The 21530-nt window shown below is 71.7% G+C and carries 14 protein-coding genes; 7 read left to right on the forward strand and 7 right to left on the reverse strand.

The window, feature by feature from the left end; all coding sequences use genetic code 11:
* Positions 1 to 49: 49 nt before the first annotated feature.
* Positions 50 to 2605, forward strand: coding sequence for a DNA topoisomerase (ATP-hydrolyzing) subunit A (locus tag DNL27_RS07730; RefSeq protein ID WP_112235194.1), 2556 nt, complete (start codon positions 50 to 52; stop codon positions 2603 to 2605).
* A 317-nt stretch (positions 2606 to 2922) separates the two neighbouring features.
* Here DNL27_RS07730 and DNL27_RS07735 read toward each other — a convergent pair whose 3' ends face one another.
* A complete protein-coding gene (locus DNL27_RS07735) occupies positions 2923 to 5031 on the reverse strand; it encodes a type IIA DNA topoisomerase subunit B (protein WP_012398501.1) in 2109 nt (702 codons plus the stop codon).
* A 226-nt stretch (positions 5032 to 5257) separates the two neighbouring features.
* Between DNL27_RS07735 and DNL27_RS07740 the strand changes: the two genes are divergently transcribed.
* A complete protein-coding gene (locus DNL27_RS07740; RefSeq protein ID WP_050738048.1) occupies positions 5258 to 5458 on the forward strand; it encodes a hypothetical protein in 201 nt (66 codons plus the stop codon).
* A gap of 106 nt (positions 5459 to 5564) precedes the next feature.
* Here DNL27_RS07740 and DNL27_RS07745 read toward each other — a convergent pair whose 3' ends face one another.
* The 5 genes from DNL27_RS07745 to DNL27_RS07765 form a co-directional block, all read right to left on the reverse strand.
* Positions 5565 to 6260 carry a ubiquinone/menaquinone biosynthesis methyltransferase gene (locus DNL27_RS07745; protein WP_012398503.1) on the reverse strand — a complete coding sequence of 232 codons (696 nt, stop codon included), beginning with the start codon at positions 6258 to 6260 and terminating at the stop codon, positions 5565 to 5567.
* A 32-nt stretch (positions 6261 to 6292) separates the two neighbouring features.
* Complete coding sequence (locus DNL27_RS07750; RefSeq protein WP_239494289.1) at positions 6293 to 8011, reverse strand: RNA polymerase sigma factor; 1719 nt, start codon at positions 8009 to 8011, stop codon at positions 6293 to 6295.
* A 223-nt stretch (positions 8012 to 8234) separates the two neighbouring features.
* Positions 8235 to 9725, reverse strand: coding sequence for a hypothetical protein (locus tag DNL27_RS07755; protein ID WP_112235195.1), 1491 nt, complete (start codon positions 9723 to 9725; stop codon positions 8235 to 8237).
* A gap of 281 nt (positions 9726 to 10006) precedes the next feature.
* Positions 10007 to 11302 carry a nitrate/nitrite transporter gene (locus DNL27_RS07760; protein ID WP_012398506.1) on the reverse strand — a complete coding sequence of 432 codons (1296 nt, stop codon included), beginning with the start codon at positions 11300 to 11302 and terminating at the stop codon, positions 10007 to 10009.
* A 59-nt stretch (positions 11303 to 11361) separates the two neighbouring features.
* Positions 11362 to 12291 carry a proteasome assembly chaperone family protein gene (locus DNL27_RS07765; RefSeq protein WP_012398507.1) on the reverse strand — a complete coding sequence of 310 codons (930 nt, stop codon included), beginning with the start codon at positions 12289 to 12291 and terminating at the stop codon, positions 11362 to 11364.
* A gap of 218 nt (positions 12292 to 12509) precedes the next feature.
* Here DNL27_RS07765 and DNL27_RS07770 point away from each other — a divergent pair, with 218 nt between their 5' ends.
* The 4 genes from DNL27_RS07770 (at position 12510) to DNL27_RS07785 (ending at position 18431) form a co-directional block, all read left to right on the forward strand.
* Entirely contained in the window at positions 12510 to 14030 is a 1521-nt protein-coding gene (locus DNL27_RS07770; protein WP_012398508.1) for a leucyl aminopeptidase, read from the forward strand.
* Positions 14031 to 14203: 173 nt separating this feature from the next.
* Complete coding sequence (gene lpdA, locus DNL27_RS07775; RefSeq protein ID WP_012398509.1) at positions 14204 to 15571, forward strand: dihydrolipoyl dehydrogenase; 1368 nt, start codon at positions 14204 to 14206, stop codon at positions 15569 to 15571.
* Between the two features lie 119 nt (positions 15572 to 15690).
* Positions 15691 to 17916, forward strand: a complete 2226-nt coding sequence (gene sucB, locus DNL27_RS07780) for a 2-oxoglutarate dehydrogenase, E2 component, dihydrolipoamide succinyltransferase (RefSeq protein ID WP_112235196.1) — start codon at positions 15691 to 15693, stop codon at positions 17914 to 17916.
* Between the two features lie 164 nt (positions 17917 to 18080).
* Positions 18081 to 18431 (forward strand): hypothetical protein, encoded by a 351-nt coding sequence (locus DNL27_RS07785; protein WP_012398511.1) that lies wholly within the window; start codon positions 18081 to 18083, stop codon positions 18429 to 18431.
* A gap of 95 nt (positions 18432 to 18526) precedes the next feature.
* Here the strand turns inward: DNL27_RS07785 and DNL27_RS07790 are convergent, their stop codons facing one another.
* On the reverse strand, positions 18527 to 20446 hold the full coding sequence (locus tag DNL27_RS07790; protein ID WP_112235197.1) for a hypothetical protein: 1920 nt from the start codon (positions 20444 to 20446) through the stop codon (positions 18527 to 18529).
* A 308-nt stretch (positions 20447 to 20754) separates the two neighbouring features.
* On the opposite strand from DNL27_RS07790, the gene lipB reads away from it, so the two are divergent.
* Entirely contained in the window at positions 20755 to 21477 is a 723-nt protein-coding gene (lipB, locus tag DNL27_RS07795; protein ID WP_112235198.1) for a lipoyl(octanoyl) transferase LipB, read from the forward strand.
* The last annotated feature ends 53 nt before the right edge of the window (positions 21478 to 21530 follow it).

Below are 21530 nucleotides of genomic sequence, written 5' to 3' on the forward strand. Positions count from 1 at the left end.
CCTGCCCCTCACACAGGAGCACGCACCGATTCCAAGGAGTTGCCGCTCGATGGCTCGTCGCCGCTCAGCCACACGTTCCCCCCAGGACGACCTCCCCGAGGACTTCGTCGAGCACATCGTGGACGTGGACGTCACCCAGGAGATGGAGACGAGCTTCCTGGAGTACTCCTACTCCGTGATCTACTCCCGTGCCCTGCCGGACGCCCGGGACGGTCTCAAGCCTGTGCAGCGGCGGATCCTGTTCATGATGGACCAGATGGGTCTGCGCCCGGACCGCGGCCACGTCAAGAGCGCCCGCGTGGTGGGCGAGGTCATGGGCAAGCTGCACCCCCACGGGGACGCCGCGATCTACGACGCCATGGTGCGCATGGCGCAGTCCTTCGCGATGCGCGTGCCCCTGGTGGACGGGCACGGCAACTTCGGCTCGCTGGACGACGGTCCCGCCGCCCCGCGCTACACGGAGGCCCGCATGGCCCCGGCCGCGCGCACCCTCACCGGGGACCTCGACGAGGACGTCGTGGACTTCGTGCCCAACTACGACAACCAGTTCCAGCAGCCCGCGGTGCTCCCCGCCGCCTACCCCAACCTGCTGGTCAACGGCGCCACCGGCATCGCGGTGGGCATGGCCACGAACATGGCCCCGCACAACATGCGGGAAGTCGCCGCCGGCGCCCGGCACCTGGTGCTGAACCCCGAGGCCACGCTGGAGGAGCTCATGAAGCTCATCCCCGGCCCGGACCTGCCCTCGGGCGGGCGGATCGTGGGCCTGGAGGGCATCCGGGACGCCTACCGCACCGGCCGCGGCTCGTTCCGCACCCGCGCCACGGTGTCCGTGGAGCAGGTGTCCCCGCGCAAGCAGGGCATCGTGGTCACCGAGCTGCCGTACATGGTGGGCCCGGAGAAGATCACCGAGAAGATCAAGGACGCCGTCCAGGCCAAGAAGCTCACGGGCATCTCGGACGTCGTGGACCTCACCGACCGCACCAACGGGCTGCGGCTGGTGATCGAGGTCAAGAACGGCTTCAACCCGCAGGCCGTGCTCGCGCAGCTCTACAAGCACACGCCCCTGGAGGAGTCCTTCGGGATCAACAACGTGGCGCTCGTGGACGGCCAGCCGCGCACCATGGGTCTGCTGGAGCTGCTGCGGGTCTACACGGACCACCGGATCGCCGTGGTGCGCCGGCGCACCGCGTTCCGCCTGGCCAAGCGGCAGGACCGGCTGCACCTCGTGGAGGGCCTGCTGATCGCGATCCTCGACATCGACGAGGTCATCCAGATCATCCGCGGCTCCGAGGAGACCGCCGAGGCCCGGGACCGGCTGATCGCGGTCTTCGACCTCTCCCGGGCCCAGGCCGAGCACATCCTGGAGCTACGGCTGCGCCAGCTCACCAAGTTCTCGCGGATCGAGCTCGAGGCCGAGCGCGACCAGCTGCAGAAGGAGATCGCCGAGCTCGAGGCGATCCTGGGCTCGGAGACCACGCTGCGCGGCGTCGTCGCCGACGAGCTGTCCGAGACCGCCCAGAAGTTCGGGGACGAGCGCCGCACCGTGCTGCTCGAGGCCGAGGACCTGCCCGCGGTGACCGCCGCGCAGACCGGTGGGAAGAAGGCGGCCACGTCCGTGGCGCTGGAGATCAGCGACGACCCCTGCTGGGTGTTCCTCTCCACCACCGGGCGGATCGCCCGCAGCGCCACGCGCCGACCGCTGGCGGACGGCTCCCGACGGTTCAAGCACGACGCCCTGACGAGCGTGGTCCCCGCCACCGCGCGCGGGGAGATCGCTGCGGTGACCTCCACGGGGCGGATGCTGCGCGTCTCGTGCGTGGACATCCCCGTGCTGCAGGACTTCGACGGCGTGCCCCGCCTCGCGGACGGTGTACCCGCCGCGGACTTCCTGGGTCTCGAGAAGAACGAGGCGCTCGTGGGCCTGGCGCCCCTCAGCGAGGTCGTGGCCATCGGCACCGCGGCCGGCGTGGTCAAGCGCGTGAACCCGGACTACCCGCTGAACCTGGACCAGTGGCCCGCGATCAAGCTCAAGGACGGGGACCGCGTGGTCGGTGTCTCGGCCGCCCCGGACGGCACGGAGCTCGTGATGGTGTCCTCGGACGCCAAGCTGCTGCACTTCCCCGCCTCCGCCGTGCGTCCGCAGGGCCGTACCGCCGGTGGCGTGGCCGGGATGAAGCTCGCCGCCGGTGAGCACGTGATCTTCTGCGCCGCAGTGGTGCCGCAGGACTCCACCGTGGTGGTCACCCAGGCCCGCGGGGACGGTCAGCTGCCGGAGATGGGAGAGGCCTCCGTCAAGGTCACCCCGCTGAGCGAGTTCCCCGCCAAGGGCCGTGCCACCGCGGGCGTGCGCGCGCAGCGGCTGCTCGCCGGTGAGGACGCCCTGAACCTCGCGTGGGTGGGCCACGGACCGGGCAAGGCCGTGTCGGCCGCCGGGGTCGCACGCACCCTGCCCACCGAGTACGGCCGCCGGGACGGCTCCGGGGTGGGCATCGACCGCGCCGTGGCCGCCGTGGGACCGGCTCTCACGGGCCTGCCCGTGGAGTTCCCCGCCGCCGCGAGCGGTTCCGGGGAGGACGCGGGCACCGCCCCGGCAGACGGCTGAGCCGCTGGCTGCCCGGGAGCCGGTGCCCTCGGGACACGGACGACGTGCCTCGTCCCGGGGCGGATCGAGCCGCGTGACACGCGGACCGGTTCGGCCTCGGCCCGGACGACGACGCCTGCGCCCGCGCCGCGCGCAAACGCGACCGACCGGCGTCCTACCCCCACTGCGCTGATGCAGCCCCCGCCGCCTGCTCCCGCAAGGCGACCGGGCACCATTCTCACGCCGGGCCGAGCTGGCGCAGCCGGGCGGCGTCGTGGTGCTCGTGCCCCGCAGACACGGTGCCGCAGCCCGTGGCACGCCACCGTGCGCGGCCCGGATCAGGCGTCGATCTGCTCCTGGTTCAGGTGCGAGGCGCCCGCGACGATGAAGTCCTTGCGCGGGGCCACCTGCGAACCCATGAGCAGGGAGAACGCGCGCTCGGCGGCCTCCGCGTCCGCCACGCGCACCCGGCGCAGCACACGGTGGCGGATGTCCATGGTGGTCTCCGCGAGCTGGTCGGCGTCCATCTCGCCCAGACCCTTGTAGCGCTGGATGGGCTCCTTGTAGCGGCGTCCCTGCTCCTCCAGGCTGCCCAGCAGGGTGTCCAGCTCACGCTCGGAGTACGTGTAGACCATCTCGTTGGCCTTGGAGCCGGGGTTCACGATCTGCACGCGGTGCAGCGGCGGCACCGCGGCGTACACACGACCGGCCTCCACGAGGGGGCGCATGTAGCGGTAGAAGAGGGTGAGCAGCAGCGTGCGGATGTGGGCGCCGTCCACGTCCGCGTCCGTCATCATGATCACCTTGCCGTAGCGCGCGGCGTCCAGGTCGAAGCTGCGGCCAGAGCCCGCACCGATCACCTGGATCAGCGCGGCGCACTCGGCGTTGGCCAGCATGTCCGTGATGGAGGCCTTCTGCACGTTGAGGATCTTGCCGCGGATGGGCAGCAGCGCCTGGTGGTTGGAGTTGCGCGCCAGCCGGGCCGTGCCCAGGGCGGAGTCCCCCTCGACGATGAACAGCTCGGAGCGGGCCACATCCGCGGAGCGGCACTCCACGAGCTTGGTGGGCATGGACGAGGTCTCAAGTGCGTTCTTGCGCCGCTGGGTCTCCTTGTGCACGCGCGCGGAGATGCGGGACTTCATCTCCGCCACGACCTTCTCGAGCAGCTGCCCGGCCTGGGCCTTGTCGTCGCGCTTCTTCGATGTCAGCTGCTTCGTGAGCTCCGTCTCCACGACCTTGGCCACGATCTGGCGCACGGCGGGGGTGCCGAGCACCTCCTTGGTCTGGCCCTCGAACTGGGGCTCGGCCAGGCGCACGGTCAGCACGGCCGTGAGACCCGCGAGGACGTCGTCCTTCTCGAGCTTGTCGTTGCCGGCCTTGAGCTTGCGGGTGTTCGCGTCCACCTGCTTGCGCAGCGTCTTGAGCAGGGCGTTCTCGAAACCGCTCAGGTGCGTGCCGCCCTTGGGCGTGGCGATGATGTTCACGAACGAGCGCACCGCGGTGTCGTAGCCCACGCCCCAGCGCAGGGCCACGTCCACCTCGCACGTGCGCTCCACGTCCTGCAGCTGCGCGTGGCCGGAGCCGTCCAGCACGGGCACGCGCTCCGTGAAGGATCCCTGGCCCTGCAGCCGCCACACGTCGGTGACGGGGGCGTCCGGGGCCAGGAACTCCGCGAACTCGGAGATCCCGCCGTCGTACTGGAAGACCTCCTCCACGGGGCCGTCGGCACCGGCGGTGCCCGGCAGGCGGCGCTCGTCCGTGACGGTGATGCGCAGCCCGGGGATCAGGAACGCGGTCTGGCGCGCGCGCCGCACGAGCTCCTCCGTGGAGAACTTCGCGTCCGGCGTGAAGATCTGGTCGTCGGCCCAGTAGCGGATCCGGGTGCCGGTGACGCCGCGCTTGGCCCGGCCCACCACCTGCAGGTGCGAGTCCGTGGTGAAGGCCTCGAACGGGGCGCTCGGGGACGGCGCCCCCTTGTCCGCGAACGTCCCCGGCTCGCCGCGCTTGAAGGACATCTGGTAGGTCTTCCCACCGCGGTCCACCTGCACGTCCAGGCGCGCGGACAGTGCGTTGACCACCGACGCCCCCACGCCGTGCAGGCCGCCCGAAGCGGAGTACGAGCCCCCGCCGAACTTCCCGCCCGCGTGCAGCTTGGTGAACACGACCTCCACACCGGTCAGCCCGGTGCGGGGCTCGGTGTCGATGGGGATGCCCCGGCCGTCGTCGTGGACCTCCACGGAGCCGTCCCGGTGCAGGATCACGGCGATGTCCTGCCCGTAGCCGGCCAGCGCCTCGTCCACGGAGTTGTCGATGATCTCCCACAGGCAGTGCATCAGACCGCGCGAGTCCGTGGAGCCGATGTACATGCCCGGGCGCTTGCGCACCGCCTCCAGTCCCTCCAGCACGGAGAGGTGGCGGGCGTTGTATTCGGAGCGAGACGGTGTCACGGGCTTCTTCCGGGGGTCGGGGGGCCGCGAGGGCGGCTGGGGACCACATCACTCTAGACGGAGCCCCCGGGGATTTGTGCGCGGTGGGCGAAACACCGCTCGTGCGGGAAGCAATGACCGCGCCCGTGGGTTGTACTGGAACGTGCGATCCGGCCCGTCGAGCCGGCATCGCGCTGCGGTGGGCACACGCGTGCACACCGCATTCCACACCTGTGAGGAGGATCCCATGAACGCGACTCTCGAAGCGCGTGAACTCAACGCGACCCACCGCTGCGACGCCTGCGGCGCGCAGGCCTACGTGCGCGTGGTCCTCGAATCCACCGGCGGCGAGCTGCTGTTCTGCGCCCACCACGCCCGGGTCAACGAGGACAAGCTGCGCCCGCTGGCCGCCTCGTGGCAGGACGAGACCGAGCGCATCGGGGCCTGAGTCCCAAACCGTCGGGGTGGCACGAGACGAGGCGCGCACCGTGCGGTGCGCGCCTCGTCTCGTGTGATCGCCAGGATCGTGCGGCCCTGCCATGCACCCGGTGGGCTCAGGCGGCAGCGGGCTTGCGACCCCAGAAGATCACGTTGGTGCCCAGGTACCTGCTCTCGTACCCCACGTCCTCGAACCCGGCCTCGCGCAGCAGCCGTGCGACCTCAGCGGGCGGGATGAATCCCAGCGTGGAGGACTTGAGGTAGCTGTAGGCGTCGCGGTCCTTCGCGACCAGCTGCCCCAGCAGCGGCAGCACCACGCTCATGCCCGCGGACACCGCGAGCCTGAGCAGACCGCGCGGCGGCGCCGTCTCCAGCACCACCACCCGGCCGCCCGGCCTGAGCACGCGGAACTGCTCGCCCAGCACCCGGGGCACGTCGCTGACGTTGCGCAGCAGGTAGCCGTGGGTCACGGCGTCGAAGGAGGCGTCCTCGTACTGCAGCCGGTGGGCGTCCGCGAACTCCCACGTGACCGTCTCCGCCCCGGGCTTGGTCCGGGCCTCCGCGAGCATGTTCTCGGAGAAGTCCACCCCCACCACCTCGGCGCGGGGTTCACGACGCCGCACGGCCAGGGCGATCTCACCGGTCCCGGTGGCGATGTCCAGCACCTTCCCTCCCGGGGCGACCTGCGCGCGGCGGGCCACCTCACGGCACCACCGGGCGTGGCCGCCCAGGGTCATGAGGGTGTTGATGCGGTCGTACTGCACGTTGACCCGGTTGAACATGCTCTGCACCTGGGAGTCGCGCGTGGTCATCTCGTGTTGGCCCTCCGGCCCCTGCGCGGTCATCAGTCGAGGTAGTCCCGCAGCACCTGCGAGCGGGACGGGTGGCGCAGCTTGGACATGGTCTTGGACTCTATCTGGCGGATCCGCTCGCGGGTCACCCCGTAGACCTTGCCGATCTCGTCCAGGGTCTTGGGCTGGCCGTCGGTGAGCCCGAAGCGCATGGCCACCACGCCGGCCTCCCGTTCGGACAGGGTGTCCAGCACGGAGTGCAGCTGCTCCTGGAGCAGGGTGAAGGACACCGCGTCCGCGGGGACCACGGCCTCGGAGTCCTCGATCAGGTCACCGAACTCGGAATCGCCGTCCTCGCCCAGCGGGGTGTGCAGCGAGATGGGCTCGCGACCGTACTTCTGTACCTCCACCACCTTCTCGGGGGTCATGTCGAGCTCGTTGGCGAGCTCCTCCGGGGTGGGCTCGCGGCCGAGGTCCTGCAGCATCTGGCGCTGCACGCGGGCCAGCTTGTTGATGACCTCCACCATGTGCACCGGGATGCGGATGGTGCGGGCCTGGTCCGCCATGGCGCGGGTGATGGCCTGGCGGATCCACCACGTGGCGTACGTGGAGAACTTGAAGCCCTTGGTGTAGTCGAACTTCTCGACCGCGCGGATCAGGCCCAGGTTGCCCTCCTGGATCAGGTCCAGGAACAGCATGCCGCGGCCCGTGTAACGCTTGGCCAGGGACACCACGAGGCGCAGGTTGGCCTCGAGCAGGTGGTTCTTGGCGCGGCGGCCGTCGTGGATCACCCAGCGGTAGGCCCGGCGGGTGTTCGCGTCCATGGAGTCGGCCTCATCCGCGAACTTGTGCTCGGCGTAGAGCCCGGCCTCGATGCGCAGGGCGAGGTCCACCTCCTGCTCGGCGTTGAGCAGCGCCACCTTGCCGATCTGCTTGAGGTAGTCCTTGACGGGGTCCGCGGTGGCACCGGCGACGACCACCTGCTGGGCGGGGGCGTCGTCGTCGTCGTTGTTGGTGAGCACGAAGCCGCGAGCGCTGCGGTCCTGGCGGCCCTTCATGAGCTGCGCGGACTCCTCGACGGAGGCCTGCGCGGACTCCTGGGCGTCCTCGTCCTCGGTGTCCTCCTGGACGTCCTCGGGCGCCAGCTCGTCCTCGGCGAGCGCCTCGTCCACCGGGTCCGCCTTCTTGCGGCCGCGCCCGGTGGTCTTGGGGGCAGCCTTCGCCGCGGGCTTTCGCTTGGCGGTGCCCGCCGCAGGCTTCTCGGCGCTCTCCGCCTCGGCGGTCTTGGACGTGGAGGACGCCGTGGTGCTCGTGGCCTTGGTGCCCGCAGTGCGGGACGCGGCGGTCTTCGACGCGGCCGTCTTGCGGGTCGCGGTCTTTTTGGGAGCCGCGGTCTTGCGCGCCGCGGTCTTCTTGGGGGCGGACTCGGCCGGGGCGTCCGACGCGGCCTTCGACGGTGCGGCCGGGGCGGTGGTGGCCTCCGAGGTCGCGTCAGCGGTGGCCGTTGCCGTCTTGCTGCTCGTGGACTTGGTGCCGGCGGTCTTGGCCGTGCCCGCGGCAGTGGTCTTCCGGGCGGCCGTGGTCTTCTTGGCCGCCGTGGACTTGCGCGCCACCGTCTTCTTGGCGGCAGTGGTCTTCTTCGCTGGCGCCTTCTTCGCGGCGGCGCTCGTGCCCGCTCCGCTCGTACCGGTCTGGGCTGCGGCCTCGGCGGAGGCCGACTCTGCCTCGGGGGCCTGGGAGGCGGACGCGGTCTTGCTGGCAGCTGGTGACACGGAAAACCTTTCGTTGGACAGACCTTCAGGGGTCGCCACGCGAGTGGCCAACACACCTATGACCCTGTCAAGTCCGGCCGCCTGGCGTGGGCAGCTGCCGAGACTCTGAGGGTCCTATCTGCCGCAACACCGCGGGTGCCGGGTTTGTTCCCGGCGACCAGGAAAAGTTTGCGTCCGCGCGGGTCTGCCCCTCCCACGGCCTCCGTCGTGAGCGGGAGGGAGCTCACGCGGGCGCCGGCGAGGACCGGGCCCACGTGTGCCGCCCCGGCCACGAGGTCCGGCGGTCCGCGCACCACCACGGGGCCACCACGGTGCTGAGCCTGCGCTGGACGTCGCCCAGGGCGCTGCGCCCGCGGGCACGACGCCGCCGAGGCCCGTCCCCCGCGCCGGCCAGCTCGCGGTCGAGGTCCCGCAGCATGCGCGCCGCCGTGTGGGAACGGCCCCGGTACTGCTCGATCTGGGCCAGCACGGCCGTGACGGTCACCAGCCGCTCCTGCGCGGAACGCGGCTGCCGCGCCGGCCCCGGCTCGGGCTCCTCGCTGCCGCGACCGGCGGGCGGCACCGGGTGCTCGGCGGCGGGCAGGGCGCCCCGCAGCACGGCCGCGAGCACCTGCAGCACCCGGTGGGCGCCGTCCAGCGTGTCCCAGTGCGGCGGCCCGTCCCACTCACCCGAGACGGTCACGACGCAGCGCAGGGCCTCGTCGACGACGTCCGTCGCAGGTTCCGTGCCGCGTCCCGCCTCCCCGGACAGGTGCCGGAGGGCGACGTGCAGTCCCTCGAGCGCGGCCTGCGCCCGTTCGAGGCTGCCCGTGAGCCAGAGGTACAGCAGCGCGTCCCGGGTGGCGTGGTCCTCGAGCCCGGCCACGAGTTCGCGCAGCTCGTGGTCGGGCAGGCGCAGCACGGTGTGCACCCAGTCCTCGCGTTGTGCCCCGACCCGGCTCACGGCCCGGTCCCAGAGCCGCAGCCGGGACCGGGCCCGGTCCAGATCGCCCGGAGGCGGTGCCGCGGGCCCCGTTCCTCCCCCGCCGAGCTCCTTCCGGTCCGGGGCCTCCCGGTCAACTGTCCCCTGGCCTGACGCCTCCCGATCAGCTGCCTCCTGGCCTGACGCCTCCCGGTCGGGCGCCTCCCGGACAGGCACCGCACTGCCGGCGGTGTGCGGCCCCTCGTCGGCGCCGAATACGCGGATTCCCCGCTCGCGCCACCGGTCGCGGTCTAAGGAGTCACGGCACAGGGACCCGGGTTCCGCACCGCTGCCCATCGCCACGAGCTGCGCGTTCACCGCGCTGTCCGCGATGAGACGAACGGGCCGGGGCAAGTACGGCGCCTCTGCATCCCACCAGTGGGCGGGTCCCACCACGAGCGTTCGGAGCAGGGTCAGACCCAGCCGCTGCGCCACCGCCGTCCAGCGCTCCAGGGCAGGGACCGTGACCGTGAGCTGCGGTCCGTGCTCGTGGTCCGAGTACACGACCACCACCGCCTCGCCGCAGTGCGGCACCGTCCACAGGACGTCCCCCAGCTCCTCGGCCAGGACGTCCACGTCCCGGTCCTCGCCCGGGGTGTCCAGGCCCAGGCACACGGCATGGCCGCCCGTTGCCGGGAGGAAGACCACTGAGGCCTCCCGTGGCGGGTGCCCCGTCTGGTGCGGGATCAGGGCGAGCAGGTCCTCGGGCTCGCGCAGCCGGATGGTCGTGGTGGGTTCGGGTGCCAGCGTCATGGCACCACGGTGGCCGTGGGCACGCGGGCGTGCGGCAGCGGCGTCGTCGTCCGGGGAGAACGGGCCGGTAGTGCCCGGTCCGGCACCCGCGGTGCAGGCCGCTCGCCGCGGGGAGCCGCGCGAGCGCTGTCGGGAACAGCCCGAACGCAGCGGGGGTGCCGCGCGAACGCCACGGTGTGCGACGTGAGCGCCGCAGGGTGCAGGGAAGGTCGCCTGTGCGCCGCACGCGGAACGCGGCGTCGTGGTCCGGGCCCGGACGCGGCACGGGCAACGGCGTGGAATCAGACGGAGTCGGCGCCGTGGGCGCGGCGCACCTTGACGGTGCAGCGCAGGATCGCCACCGTGCCCACGAGGGCCACGAGACCCTGGGCGGCGATCGCGGGGCGGAAGGCCTCGCCGTCGTACAGGGAGCTGGACAGCCCCGCGCCGTAGAGCAGGTCGAGCACCAGCCCCGTCACGTAGATCGCGAGCAGGGACGCCGCGAAACCGCCCACGTTGGCGAGCCCGGTGGCGGTGCCACCCCACTGGGGCGGGTTGAACGCGCGCACCACGTCGAACGCGATCATGGACGCGGGCAGGGACAGCGCGATCATGCAGACCGCCACGTACACCACAGCGGTGGGCGCGTGGCCGGGCCACACGAGCAGGACGAGCCACCCGGACCAGGCCACCGCGCAGCACGCGAGCACGAGCCGCGAGCGCCGCCGCGCGAACCGCGCGCTGAGCTTGCCCACCAAAGGCGCGACGGCCACGTTGAAGACCACGTAGACGGTCATCACGAGCGAGGCCTGGGCGGGGTCCAGCCCCTGTGCGTTCTGGAGGTAGGGGTAGGCCCACATCAGGGCGAAGGTGTTGCCCGCGAACTGCACCGTGAAGTGGATCCAGAAACCCAGCTGGGTGCCGGGTTCCTTCAGGGCCCGCCCCATGGAGGTCCGCACGGAGGACAGGGAGATGCTGTCGGACAGCGCCGTGACCCCCGGCGGGTGGTTGCGCAGCAGCACACCCGAGAGCACTGCCGCGAGCAGCGCGATGGCGGCCATGGCCACGAACGAGGGGACCCAGCCCGCGGCGTGCAGCAGGGCCGCGAACGGGATCACGGAGAACAGCTGCCCCAGGTTGCCGGTCATCCCGACCACCTGGGTGAGCATGGGCACCTTGAGGGCGGAGAACCACACGGGCAGCAGGCGCATCACGCACACGAACGTGGCCGCGTCACCCGCTCCCACCAGGATGCGCCCCACGACACCACCGGCCACCGACTGCGCCGCGGCGAGCTGCAGCTGCCCCGCCGCCATGGCCACTGCACCCACCGTGATGAGCACGCGCGGTCCGAAGCGGTCCACGAGCACCCCCACCGGGACCTGCAGCACGGCGTAGACGAGCACCTGCATCATCGAGAACAGGGACAGGCCGGACGCGGCGGTCTGGAACCGGTCGGCGGCCTCCACGGTGGCCACCCCGAAGCTCGTGCGCTGGGCCACGGCGGAGAAGTACGCGAACACCCCCACCGCCAGGATCAGCCACGCGGTGGGTGAGTCCTTGTGCCTGGACGGAGGGGGTGTCGACGTGCCGGTCATGCTGGGGGCCTCCCGCGGTGGAAATGATCGACCCGCGGGGCGCACGGTGCCCGCGGGTCCTAGTCCTCGTGGGCGTCCGGGTCGCTCTGGGCGGCGAGGAACGCCTCAGCCGCAGCGCCGAGGTCGTCGGCGTCGGGGAGATCGGCGTCGTCGGGCCCGGCGAGGATCGAACGGCGGGCGGACGCGTCCACCACGTCATCGTATCGCCGTTCCATGTTCTCGATGACGGCCTGCACCTCGGGAGAGGAGCCGGCCTGCTCGTCGATCTGACGGATCACGTCCCGGGAGGCCTCGCGCAGCTCGTCCGTGGGCAGCGTTCTGCCGGTGACCGCGCTGAGGTACTCCAGGGCGGCCACCGCGGCCTGCGGCAGGTAGGACTCGGCGAGGTACTGCGGCACGTGCACGGACAGGCCCACGTGGTCGATCCCGTTCTCCTGCAGCCGCAGCTCCAGCAGGTGGGACACCGAGGCGCTGACCTCGAACGTGGGGCGGTTGCCGTTGATGCGCGGCAGCAGGTCCGCTCGGGGCCCGTGGGCGGTGACCAGCACCGGCCGGGTGTGGGGCACCGGCATGGGAATGCCGCCCACCACCGCCACCAGACTGACCTGCAGGCGCTGGGCGAGGCCCACCACCGCGGAGGCGAAGCGCTCCCACTGGGTGTCCGGCTCCGGACCCGTGAGCATCAGGAAGTGGCGGTCCAGCCCGTCCGTGACCACGTGCAGGCTCAGCTCGGGAGCCTCCCAGTCCTCGAAGTGGTCCTGGGCGAACGTCACGCGCGGACGCCGGGAGCGGTAGTCGTAGAGCTGGTCGATGTCGAAGCGCGCCACGGTCTCGCTGGGCATGGAGTCCAGCACCACGGCCTCGATCTGCGCCGCGAGGTGCCCCGCCTCCACGTACCCCGACAGCGCGACCACCAGGGGCAGCCCGCGCAGCCGCGGATCACCCAGCAGGGCGGGGTTGCCCAGGTACAGGGCCGTGGGATCCAGCACTTTTCCTCCTCGGGGACGACGACGCCGCGCCGCGCCCCCTTACCGGGGGCCCACGCGGTTCCTGGTCAGTGCAACGCCCCGCACGCCACCCGCTATTCCCCCGGCCGCCCCAGGGGCCGTGACTAGGATCGGTGTCACACCGGCGCGTCGCGCCCGGGCCCGCGGCCACCTGCACCGCGCGCCCGCCAGTTCTCAGCCAGGCGTGGAAGGACATCACAGTGACCACAGCGCAAGAGATCATCACGACCCACGAGGTGCTGCTCTCCAGCACCACCAAGACCCTCGGCGACGTCCCCGCCGACGCCCTCGTGGTGGGCGTCGACCACGACGGCGCGCTCGCGGTGACCGGCGAGGTCAAGTCCAGCGTGCGGCGTCGTCTCGATGCCCTCGCGCAGCGCGCGCAGGCCTCGGGCTCCGTCGAGAAGGTGACCGTGGTCCCCGCACCGGACGAGGTCCGTGCCGATCTCGTGGTGTTCACCGGTCTGGGCCGTGGTGAGGGCCCGCAGCGGCTCGAGAACCTGCGCCTGGCCGCGGGCTCCGCGACCCGCGCGCTGCAGGGCCGCGCTGCCACTGCCGTGGTCGCGCTGCCCGTGCTCGCCGAGGACGAGGTCCAGGCGGTCGCCGAGGGCGTCGGCCTGGGCGCGTTCGAGTACACCGTGCAGAAGACCACCGAGGACGAGCACGCGCCCCTGCGCGAGGCGTTCGTGAGCGTGCCCAAGAACCTGGCCAAGGCCGCCAAGGGTGCGCTGACCCGCGCCTCCCACGTGACCCGCGCCGTGCGCCTGACCCGCACCCTCGTGGACCTCTCCCCGGACACCGCGACCCCCGAGTTCGTCGCGGACGTGGCCGCCACCGCAGCCAAGGGCACCAGGGTGAAGGTCGAGGTGCTTGCCGAGAAGGAGCTCACCCGCGGCCAGTACGGCGGCCTGCTCGGTGTGGGCCGCGGCTCCGTGAACGGCCCGCGCCTGGTCAAGCTGCAGTGGTCCCCCGCGCGCGCCGCCAAGCACGTGGCACTCGTGGGCAAGGGCATCACGTTCGACTCGGGCGGACTCTCCCTCAAGCCCCCGGCCTCGATGATGACCATGAAGTCCGACATGGCCGGCGCCGCCGCGGTGCTGAGCACGGTGCTGGCCGCCGCCGCCCTCGAGCTGCCCGTGGCCGTGACCGGCTGGCTGTGCCTCGCCGAGAACCTGCCCTCGGGCTCCGCGACCCGTCCCGGCGACGTGCTGCGCATGCACAGCGGCCGCACGGTGGAGGTGCTCAACACGGACGCCGAGGGCCGCCTGGTGCTCGCCGACGGCCTCTGGGCCGCCGGTCAGGAGAACCCGGACCTGCTCGTGGACATCGCCACCCTCACCGGCGCGCAGATGGCCGCGCTGGGCGTGCGCACCGCGGGCATCATGGGCGACGACGCCGCCCGCGGCCTCGTGGTGGACGCCGCGGCCCGCGCGGGCGAACCCGCCTGGCCCATGCCCCTGCCCGAGCACCTGCGGCCCTCGCTGGACTCCTTCGTGGCGGACCTGAAGAACATGGGCGACAAGCACGGCGGGATGCTCGTGGCGGGGCTGTTCCTGCGCGAGTTCGTGCCCGAGACCAACGGGCGCCGCGTGCCGTGGGCCCACATCGACATCGCCGGGCCCTCCTTCAACGAGTCGCAGCCGTGGGGCTACACCCCCAAGGAAGGAACGGGCTTCGGCGTGCGCACGATGCTCGAGCTCGCCGCCTCCTGCGCCGAGTAGGCACCCACCGCGTGAGGTGTGCCACGTTGTGGGGTCCCACCGGGTTGTAATACCTGGTGGGGCCCCACGGGTGGCGTTAGGCTTGACCCCAACCGTGACCGTCCACCTCACTCCCCGGATCGGGACCCGGGCGGACGTCCGAAACCAAGAACTCGAACCCCGAGGGAGCCAACGTGGCCGACAACCAATACGACATCCTGGTCCTGGGCGGAGGATCCGCCGGGTACTCCGCCGCTCTGCGCGCGGTGCAGCTGGGCTACTCCGTGGCGCTGATCGAGAAGGAGAAGCTGGGCGGCACGTGCCTGCACTGGGGCTGCATCCCCACCAAGGCGTACCTGCACTCCGCGGAGCTCGCGGAGGGCGCCCGGGAGTCGGAGAAGTACGGCATCAAGGCCACCCTCGAGTCCATCGACATGGGCGCGGTGCGCGACTACAAGAACAAGATCGTGCAGGGCAAGTACAAGGGCCTCACCGGTCTCATGAAGATGCGCAAGGTCGACGTCATCCAGGGCAACGGCAAGCTCACCGGCAAGAACACCATCGACGTGGACGGCACCACCTACACCGGTGAGCACATCGTCCTGGCCACCGGCTCCGTGTCCAAGACCATGGGCCTGGAGATCGGCGGCCGCGTGATGACCTCCACCGAGGCGCTCGAGATCGACTTCGTCCCGAAGTCCGCGATCGTCCTGGGCGGCGGCGTGATCGGCTGCGAGTTCGCCTCCATGTGGCGTTCCTTCGGCGTGGACGTCACCGTGATCGAGGGCCTGCCCCACCTGGTGGCCAACGAGGACCCCGCGATCATCAAGACCCTCGAGCGGGAGTTCAAGAAGCGCGGCATCAAGTCCAACCTGGGCACCTTCTTCGAGAAGGTCGAGCAGAACGACGACGGCGCCAAGGTCACCCTCGCGGACGGCAAGGAGTTCGAGGCGGACATCGTGCTCGTGGCCGTAGGCCGCGGACCGAACACCGCGGACATGGGCTTCGAGGACCAGGGCATCCCCATGGACCGCGGCTTCGTGACCCCGAACGAGCGCCTGCACACCGGCGTGGGCAACATCTATGCGATCGGCGACATCGTCCCCGGCGTGCAGCTGGCCCACCGCGGCTACCAGCAGGGCCGTTTCGTGGCGGAGGAGATCGCCGGGCTCAACCCCGTGGTGGTCCCCGACATTAACGTCCCCAAGGTCACCTTCACCGAGCCGGAGATCGCCTCCGTGGGCTACTCCCAGCCCAAGGCCGAGGAGAAGTTCGGCAAGGACAACGTGGAGACCTTCGAGTACAACCTGGCCGGCAACGGAAAGAGTTCGATCCTCGGCACCGGCGGGCTGATCAAGCTGGTCCGCGAGAAGGACGGCCCCATCGTGGGCTTCCACGCGATCGGCACCCGCATCAGCGAGCAGATCGGCGAGGGCCAGCTGATGGTCAACTGGGAGGCCTACCCGGAGGACGTCGCCGCGTTCGTCCACGCCCACCCCACCCAGAACGAGGCCATCGGGGAGGCCGCCATGGCTCTGGCCGGCTCCCCGCTGCACGGCTGATCCACCGGGCCGGGCGCCCGCCCTGAGGGCGGGCGCCCGGCGTCGCACACCGGAACCGCCCGGGCCGGAACACGTAGAACATTTTTCGATCTTTTTTCAAGAGAGGGACGGACACGACAATGTCTGAGACCGTTAACCTGCCCGCGCTGGGCGAGTCTGTCACCGAAGGAACCGTCACCCGCTGGCTCAAGCAGGTGGGCGAGGAAGTGGCCGTCGACGAGCCCCTGGTGGAGGTGTCCACGGACAAGGTGGACACCGAGGTCCCCTCCCCCGTGGCCGGTGTGATCGAGAAGATCCTGGTCGATGAGGACGAGGACGTCGAGGTCGGCGCCCCGCTGGTCGTCATCGGCGACGGCTCCGCTGACTCCGGTTCCGACGACTCCTCCCAGGACGCCGCGGCGCAGGAGGACTCCACCGACGAGTCCCAGGACGAGGAGCAGGCCGCGGAGACCAAGACCGAACAGGCCCCGAAGGCGGACACCAAGCAGGCCTCGGGCAACTCGGTGGAGGTCACCCTGCCCGCACTGGGCGAGTCCGTGACCGAGGGCACCGTGACCCGCTGGCTCAAGCAGGTCGGCGAGAGCATCGAGGTGGACGAGCCCCTGCTCGAGGTCTCCACCGACAAGGTCGACACCGAGGTCCCCTCCCCCGTGGCCGGCACGATCCTGGAGATCAAGGTCCAGGAGGACGAGGACGCCGAGGTCGGCCAGGTGCTGGCCATCGTGGGCGACGAGTCCGCGGCGTCCTCCGATGCCGGGTCCGACTCCGACAACGGCTCCTCCGAGACCTCCGGCGAGACCAAGGCCGAGAAGGTCGAGGACGCCGCCACCGCCGCCGACTCTGGTGAGAACACCGAACAGGCCGCGGAGATCAAGACCGAACAGGCCCCGAAGGCGGACACCAAGCAGGCCTCGGGCAACTCGGTGGAGGTCACCCTGCCCGCACTGGGCGAGTCCGTGACCGAGGGCACCGTGACCCGCTGGCTCAAGCAGGTCGGCGAGAGCATCGAGGTGGACGAGCCCCTGCTCGAGGTCTCCACCGACAAGGTCGACACCGAGGTCCCCTCCCCCGTGGCCGGCACGATCCTGGAGATCAAGGTCCAGGAGGACGAGGACGCCGAGGTCGGCCAGGTGCTGGCCATCGTGGGCGACGAGTCCGCGGCGTCCTCCGATGCCGGGTCCGACTCCGACAACGGCTCCTCCGAGACCTCCGGCGAGACCAAGGCCGAGAAGGTCGAGGACGCCGCCACCGCCGCCGACTCTGGTGAGAACACCGAACAGGCCGCGGAGACCAAGACCGAGCAGGCTCCCAAGGCGGACACCAAGCAGGCCTCGGGCAAGGCTGGTTCGGAGCAGTCCTCCACCGGCGGCGCCGGCACGGACGTCCCGGGCTACGTGACCCCGCTGGTGCGCAAGCTGGCCCGCGAGAAGAACGTGGACCTGAGCACCCTCACCGGTACCGGTGTGGGCGGCCGCATCCGCAAGCAGGACGTCCTCGCCGCGGCGGAGAAGTCCGAGACGTCCTCGGCACCCGCCATCCAGGACACCGGAGCGGACATGGCCCCGGCCGTGTCCCAGCAGGGTTCTGCGAAGGCCCCCGAGGCGGCTCCGGCCCCGGACGCCAAGCGCGGCACCACCGAGAAGGCCCCGCGCATCCGCATGACGATCGCCAAGCGTATGCGCGAGTCCCTGGACGTCTCCGCCCAGCTCACCCAGGTGACCGAGGTGGACATGACCCGCGTGGCCAAGCTGCGTCAGCAGGCCAAGGACCAGTTCCAGAAGCGCGAGGGCGCCAAGCTCACGTTTATGCCCTTCTTCGCGAAGGCCGTGGCCGAGGCACTGCAGGCGCACCCCGTGCTCAACGCCACCTTCAAGGAGGAGTCGAAGGAGATCGTCTACAACTCCTCCGAGGACATCGCAATCGCCGTGGACACCCCGCGCGGTCTGCTGGTGCCGGTGGTGAAGAACGCGGGTGACCTCAACCTGGGTGGTCTGGCCAAGCAGATCGCCGAGCTGGGCGCCTCCGCCAAGGACGGCAGCATCTCGCCGGACGCCCTGGCCGGTGGCACCTTCACGATCACCAACATCGGCTCGTTCGGGGCCCTGTTCGACACCCCGATCATCAACCAGCCGCAGGTGGGCATCTTGGGCACCGGGTCGATCGTGAAGCGCCCCATGGTGGTCACGGACGCGGAGGGCAACGACACCATCGCCATCCGCCACATGTGCTACCTGTCGCTGACCTACGACCACCGCCTGGTGGACGGCGCCGACGCCGGGCGCTTCCTGAGCACCCTCAAGAAGCGTCTCGAGGCCGGTCAGTTCGAGTCCGAGGTCGGACTCTGAGCCACCCCGCTCCGCCGCTGCCCGCCCGTCCCGTTCACCCGGGACCGGCGGGCAGCGGTCTGTGCGCGGTCTCCCGTCGACCTGGGGTGTGCGGTGTCTCACGCGCGCCGCGTGCCGAGGCCTCCCGGGCGTTCGCCCACCCGACGGTCGGATAGTCTCGGAGCATGACTTTTCTGCTGAATCTCCTCGTCTTCCTGCACATCGTGGGTGTGGCCGTGATCGTGGGCACGTGGTTCTACACCATGAAGCGGCCCACCGTGACCGTGGCCCAGTTCTGGGCCGCCGTGCTGATGCTCGTCACGGGTCTCGGGCTCGTGGGCATCCACGAGATGGAGGGCGACACCATCAACTACGCGAAGATCACCGTGAAGATCGTGATCCTGCTGGTGGTGCTCGTGGCCGCGTTCATCGGCATGCGCAAGACCCAGCGCAACGAGCCCGTCTCCACCGGTCTCGCCCACGCCGTGGGTGGCATGGCGCTGATCAACGCGGCCGTGGCCGTCTTCTGGCACTAGTCCGCGGACTCGGCGACGGCTGAGCGCCGAACCCACTGACCCCGGGTCCTCCTTGTCGAGGAGGACCCGGGGTCTTTCCGTGGTGACTCGCCGGCTCACTTCCGGGGTAACGGGGTCACGTCCGTGAGGCGCCACCCCTGGGAGGTCTGCACCACGGTGATCCGGACGGACTGCCGGGCGTCTCCACCCTCGCGTGTCACGGCCGACCCGGCAGGCAGCTCCCCGTGCCACCCGCGGGTGAGCACCTCCGCGCGGTAGGTCCGGCTCCGCGCGGCCTCCGCCGGGCTCAGGTGCGCGCCGGGAGCCGGGGGCTGCTCCTCCAGGGAGACGACCTCCATGCTCAGTCCCGACAGTGCCGTAAAACCACTGCCCGTGCTGTCCTGGGCGGCCGCGCGGCGGATCACCTCCCGGTCCCGGGCCGCGAGTCCGGAGTCCGGCACGTAGACCGCGGCGGCCGCCGCCCCGTCCCCCGCCGCGAGCGCCGCGGCCCGTTCGGCCACGAGAGCCCGCACCGCGTCCGCCGCTTCACGGTCCTTGTCCTGCATGCTGGCTCCGGGCGCGGAGGCAGAGCCGTGGGTCGGCGTCCCCGGGCTGGGTGAGGCCCCGTGTCCCGCACCCGGGGACGTGCTGCCCGTGGCAGGCGTCTGCCGGTCCGTCGACGGCGCAGCGGGCGCCGGGGGCGAGGCAGCGGCACCCGCGTCGGCACCGGTTCCGGTGGAACCGTCGTGCTGGACGAGGGCCCAGGCGAGGGCCACTGCCAGCAGCACCGCGAGCAGCAGCGCGGGGCCCCGTACGCCGGGCCGACGCACGGCGGCACCCACGGCGCCCAGGACGGTCTCCCGACCGCCCGGAGGCGCGGCAGCACCGGCGGATCCGACGGTCCGTCCCCGGCCACCCACCGGCGCGGTGGCAGCCTCGCCACGGCCTGAGTCGGGACGCAGGTGAGCCACTGCCCGAGGCAGGGCGCGGGCCCGCAGCTTCACCACCGTTCCGTCGGCGCGGATCACCTCGGGAGTCATGCGCTCCGGTGGTCGGCGCGCGGGGCGGATGCGGGGCGCGGGGGCGCTGAACCCGGTCGCGAGCTCGTGGGCCGAGGGCCGCGCGGCGGGATCGTCGGCGAGCGCGGCCTCGAGCATCAGCACCAGGTGCCGCGGCGCAGTGGGGCACATGAGCGTGAGCGGAACACGGTGGGAGTCCGTTCCGGGCAGCCGGCCGGTCAGCGCCAGCCACCCCAGCACGCCGAGGTCGTAGACGTCCTGGGCGGCGCTCGCCCCCTCGTGCGCGGCGTCGTCGTCCCACTGCTCCGTCCCGGCAGCGGCGCCCGCCGCACTCGCCGGTTCCTGCCCCGGGTGGTCTTCCGTCCACGGCGGCACCCCGGCATCGGCCACGGCCCACTCGTCCCGGGGTCCGTGATGGCCGCCCACACCCGGTGCGCGCTCCTCCTCGACGAGCCCCGCGGTGTCCGGGGTTTGGCGACCGTGCCCCCACGGCACCCGGAGCGAGGATCCGAACGGGACGCCGTACCCGTCAACGACCGCCCCGTCGCCCGTGAGCAGCACGTGCTCCGCGCCGAGGCGCCCGTGGGCCCAACCGCGGTCGTGCAGGTGGCCCAGGGCTCGCGCGACGTCCCCGAGCACGCTCGACATCTCCTCGGGGCTGATCCGTTCCGCGCCGCGGGCCCGCTCGTGCAGGGTCTCCGCCGTCACGCACGCACTCACCAGTGCCCGGACCTGCGCCCCCTCCCCGAGGGTGGCCAGCACCGGCACCAGGTGGGGGTGCGGGGCCTCGGCGAACGCGGCCACGAGTGCGGCGAACCGGTGCTCGTGCCGCTGCCGCAGCGCCGGATCCGGTCCCGTGGCGAACGTGACGGTGAACGGCTCGCGTGTGCTGCGCTCCCTGGCCCGCCAGGTACGCGTGCCCCCGCCCTCCGCCTGCACGGCCACGAGCTCCAGTCCCCCGGACGCCGACGCCGCCGCCTCACCGTGGGTGCTCTCCTCCCCGGTTCGCGACGCCACGGAGCAGTCGTCCCCTTCCCTGGAGGGCGTGTCCGGGGTCTGTCCGGCGGCGTCATGCGGGAGCGCCGGGGGCGCGGCCGTGCCCCGCGCGGCCCGGAGCCGTTCCTCCGCGCTGCGGTGCCGGCCCCGTGCGCCGGCGGGGGCGGCGTCGTCCGGTGCGCGGGCGGCGTCGTCGGCTGCCGGGGCGGGGGGCCCGGGGGATTCCCTCCCGGGGTGTCTGCGGTCTGCGTGCATGGCACCACTGTGCCCCGCCGGGAGTGGTCCCGCTCACGTTATCCACAGGCTGGGGGAAGGGATAGGCTGGACGAATGGCTCTGCACTTCGAACGCATTGGATTCGCCCCGGAGCTGGTGAACTACCGGGAGTGCCTGGACCTGCAGCGGCAGGTCCACCAGGAGGTCGTGGCCGGTTCCCGCGGCAACACGGTGCTCATGGTCGAGCACGATCCCGTCTACACCGCCGGGCGCCGCACCGAGAAGCACGAGTACCCGTGGGACGGCACCGAGGTGGTGCCCATCGGCCGCGGCGGGAAGCTGACCTACCACGGCCCCGGGATGCTCGTGGGCTACCCGATCGTGCGCCTGCCCATCCCGCTGGACGTCGTGCGCTTCGTGCGCGTGCTCGAGGAGGTCATCATCGCGGTGGTCCGTGACTTCGGGGTGCCCGCCACCACGGTGGAGGGACGCTCCGGGGCGTGGGTGCTCGCGGACGAGCGCGGTCCGGACCGGAAGATCTCCGCCATCGGGGTGCAGGTGTCCAAGCGCGCCACCATGCACGGCTTCGCCCTGAACTGCTCCAACGACCTCCGGCCGTTCGGCAAGATCATCCCGTGCGGGATCACCGACGCCGGGGTCACGTCCCTGAGCGCCGAGACCGGGAATCGCATCGACCCCGCGGACGTTGTGGAGCGTATGGAGCAGGAGCTCTCGGCCCGGGAGGCGGACCTGTGCGTCCCGTTCGAGCCCGACACCCCCGCCGAGCCGGTGCGGCTGCCCGCCCCGGGAACGGCCACCAGCGCCGCCGCCTGCTGAGACGGCCACCCGCCACAGACCGCACGAGACCCGCCGGCCCCGAATACCGTGGG

This window comes from Kocuria sp. BT304 (assembly GCF_003290245.1).
Classification (GTDB): Bacteria; Actinomycetota; Actinomycetes; order Actinomycetales; family Micrococcaceae; genus Kocuria; species Kocuria rhizophila_A.

Bases quoted from the DNA above. Each gene is read 5' to 3' on its own strand.
- DNL27_RS07730 (WP_112235194.1), top strand. From the start codon at position 50: ATGGCTCGTCGCCGCTCAGCCACACGTTCCCCCCAGGACGACCTCCCC.
- DNL27_RS07740 (WP_050738048.1), top strand. From the start codon at position 5,258: ATGAACGCGACTCTCGAAGCGCGTGAACTCAACGCGACCCACCGCTGC.
- DNL27_RS07745 (WP_012398503.1), bottom strand. From the start codon at position 6,260: ATGACCACGCGCGACTCCCAGGTGCAGAGCATGTTCAACCGGGTCAAC.
- DNL27_RS07755 (WP_112235195.1), bottom strand. From the start codon at position 9,725: ATGACGCTGGCACCCGAACCCACCACGACCATCCGGCTGCGCGAGCCC.
- DNL27_RS07760 (WP_012398506.1), bottom strand. From the start codon at position 11,302: ATGACCGGCACGTCGACACCCCCTCCGTCCAGGCACAAGGACTCACCC.
- sucB (WP_112235196.1), top strand. From the start codon at position 15,691: ATGTCTGAGACCGTTAACCTGCCCGCGCTGGGCGAGTCTGTCACCGAA.
- DNL27_RS07785 (WP_012398511.1), top strand. From the start codon at position 18,081: ATGACTTTTCTGCTGAATCTCCTCGTCTTCCTGCACATCGTGGGTGTG.
- lipB (WP_112235198.1), top strand. From the start codon at position 20,755: ATGGCTCTGCACTTCGAACGCATTGGATTCGCCCCGGAGCTGGTGAAC.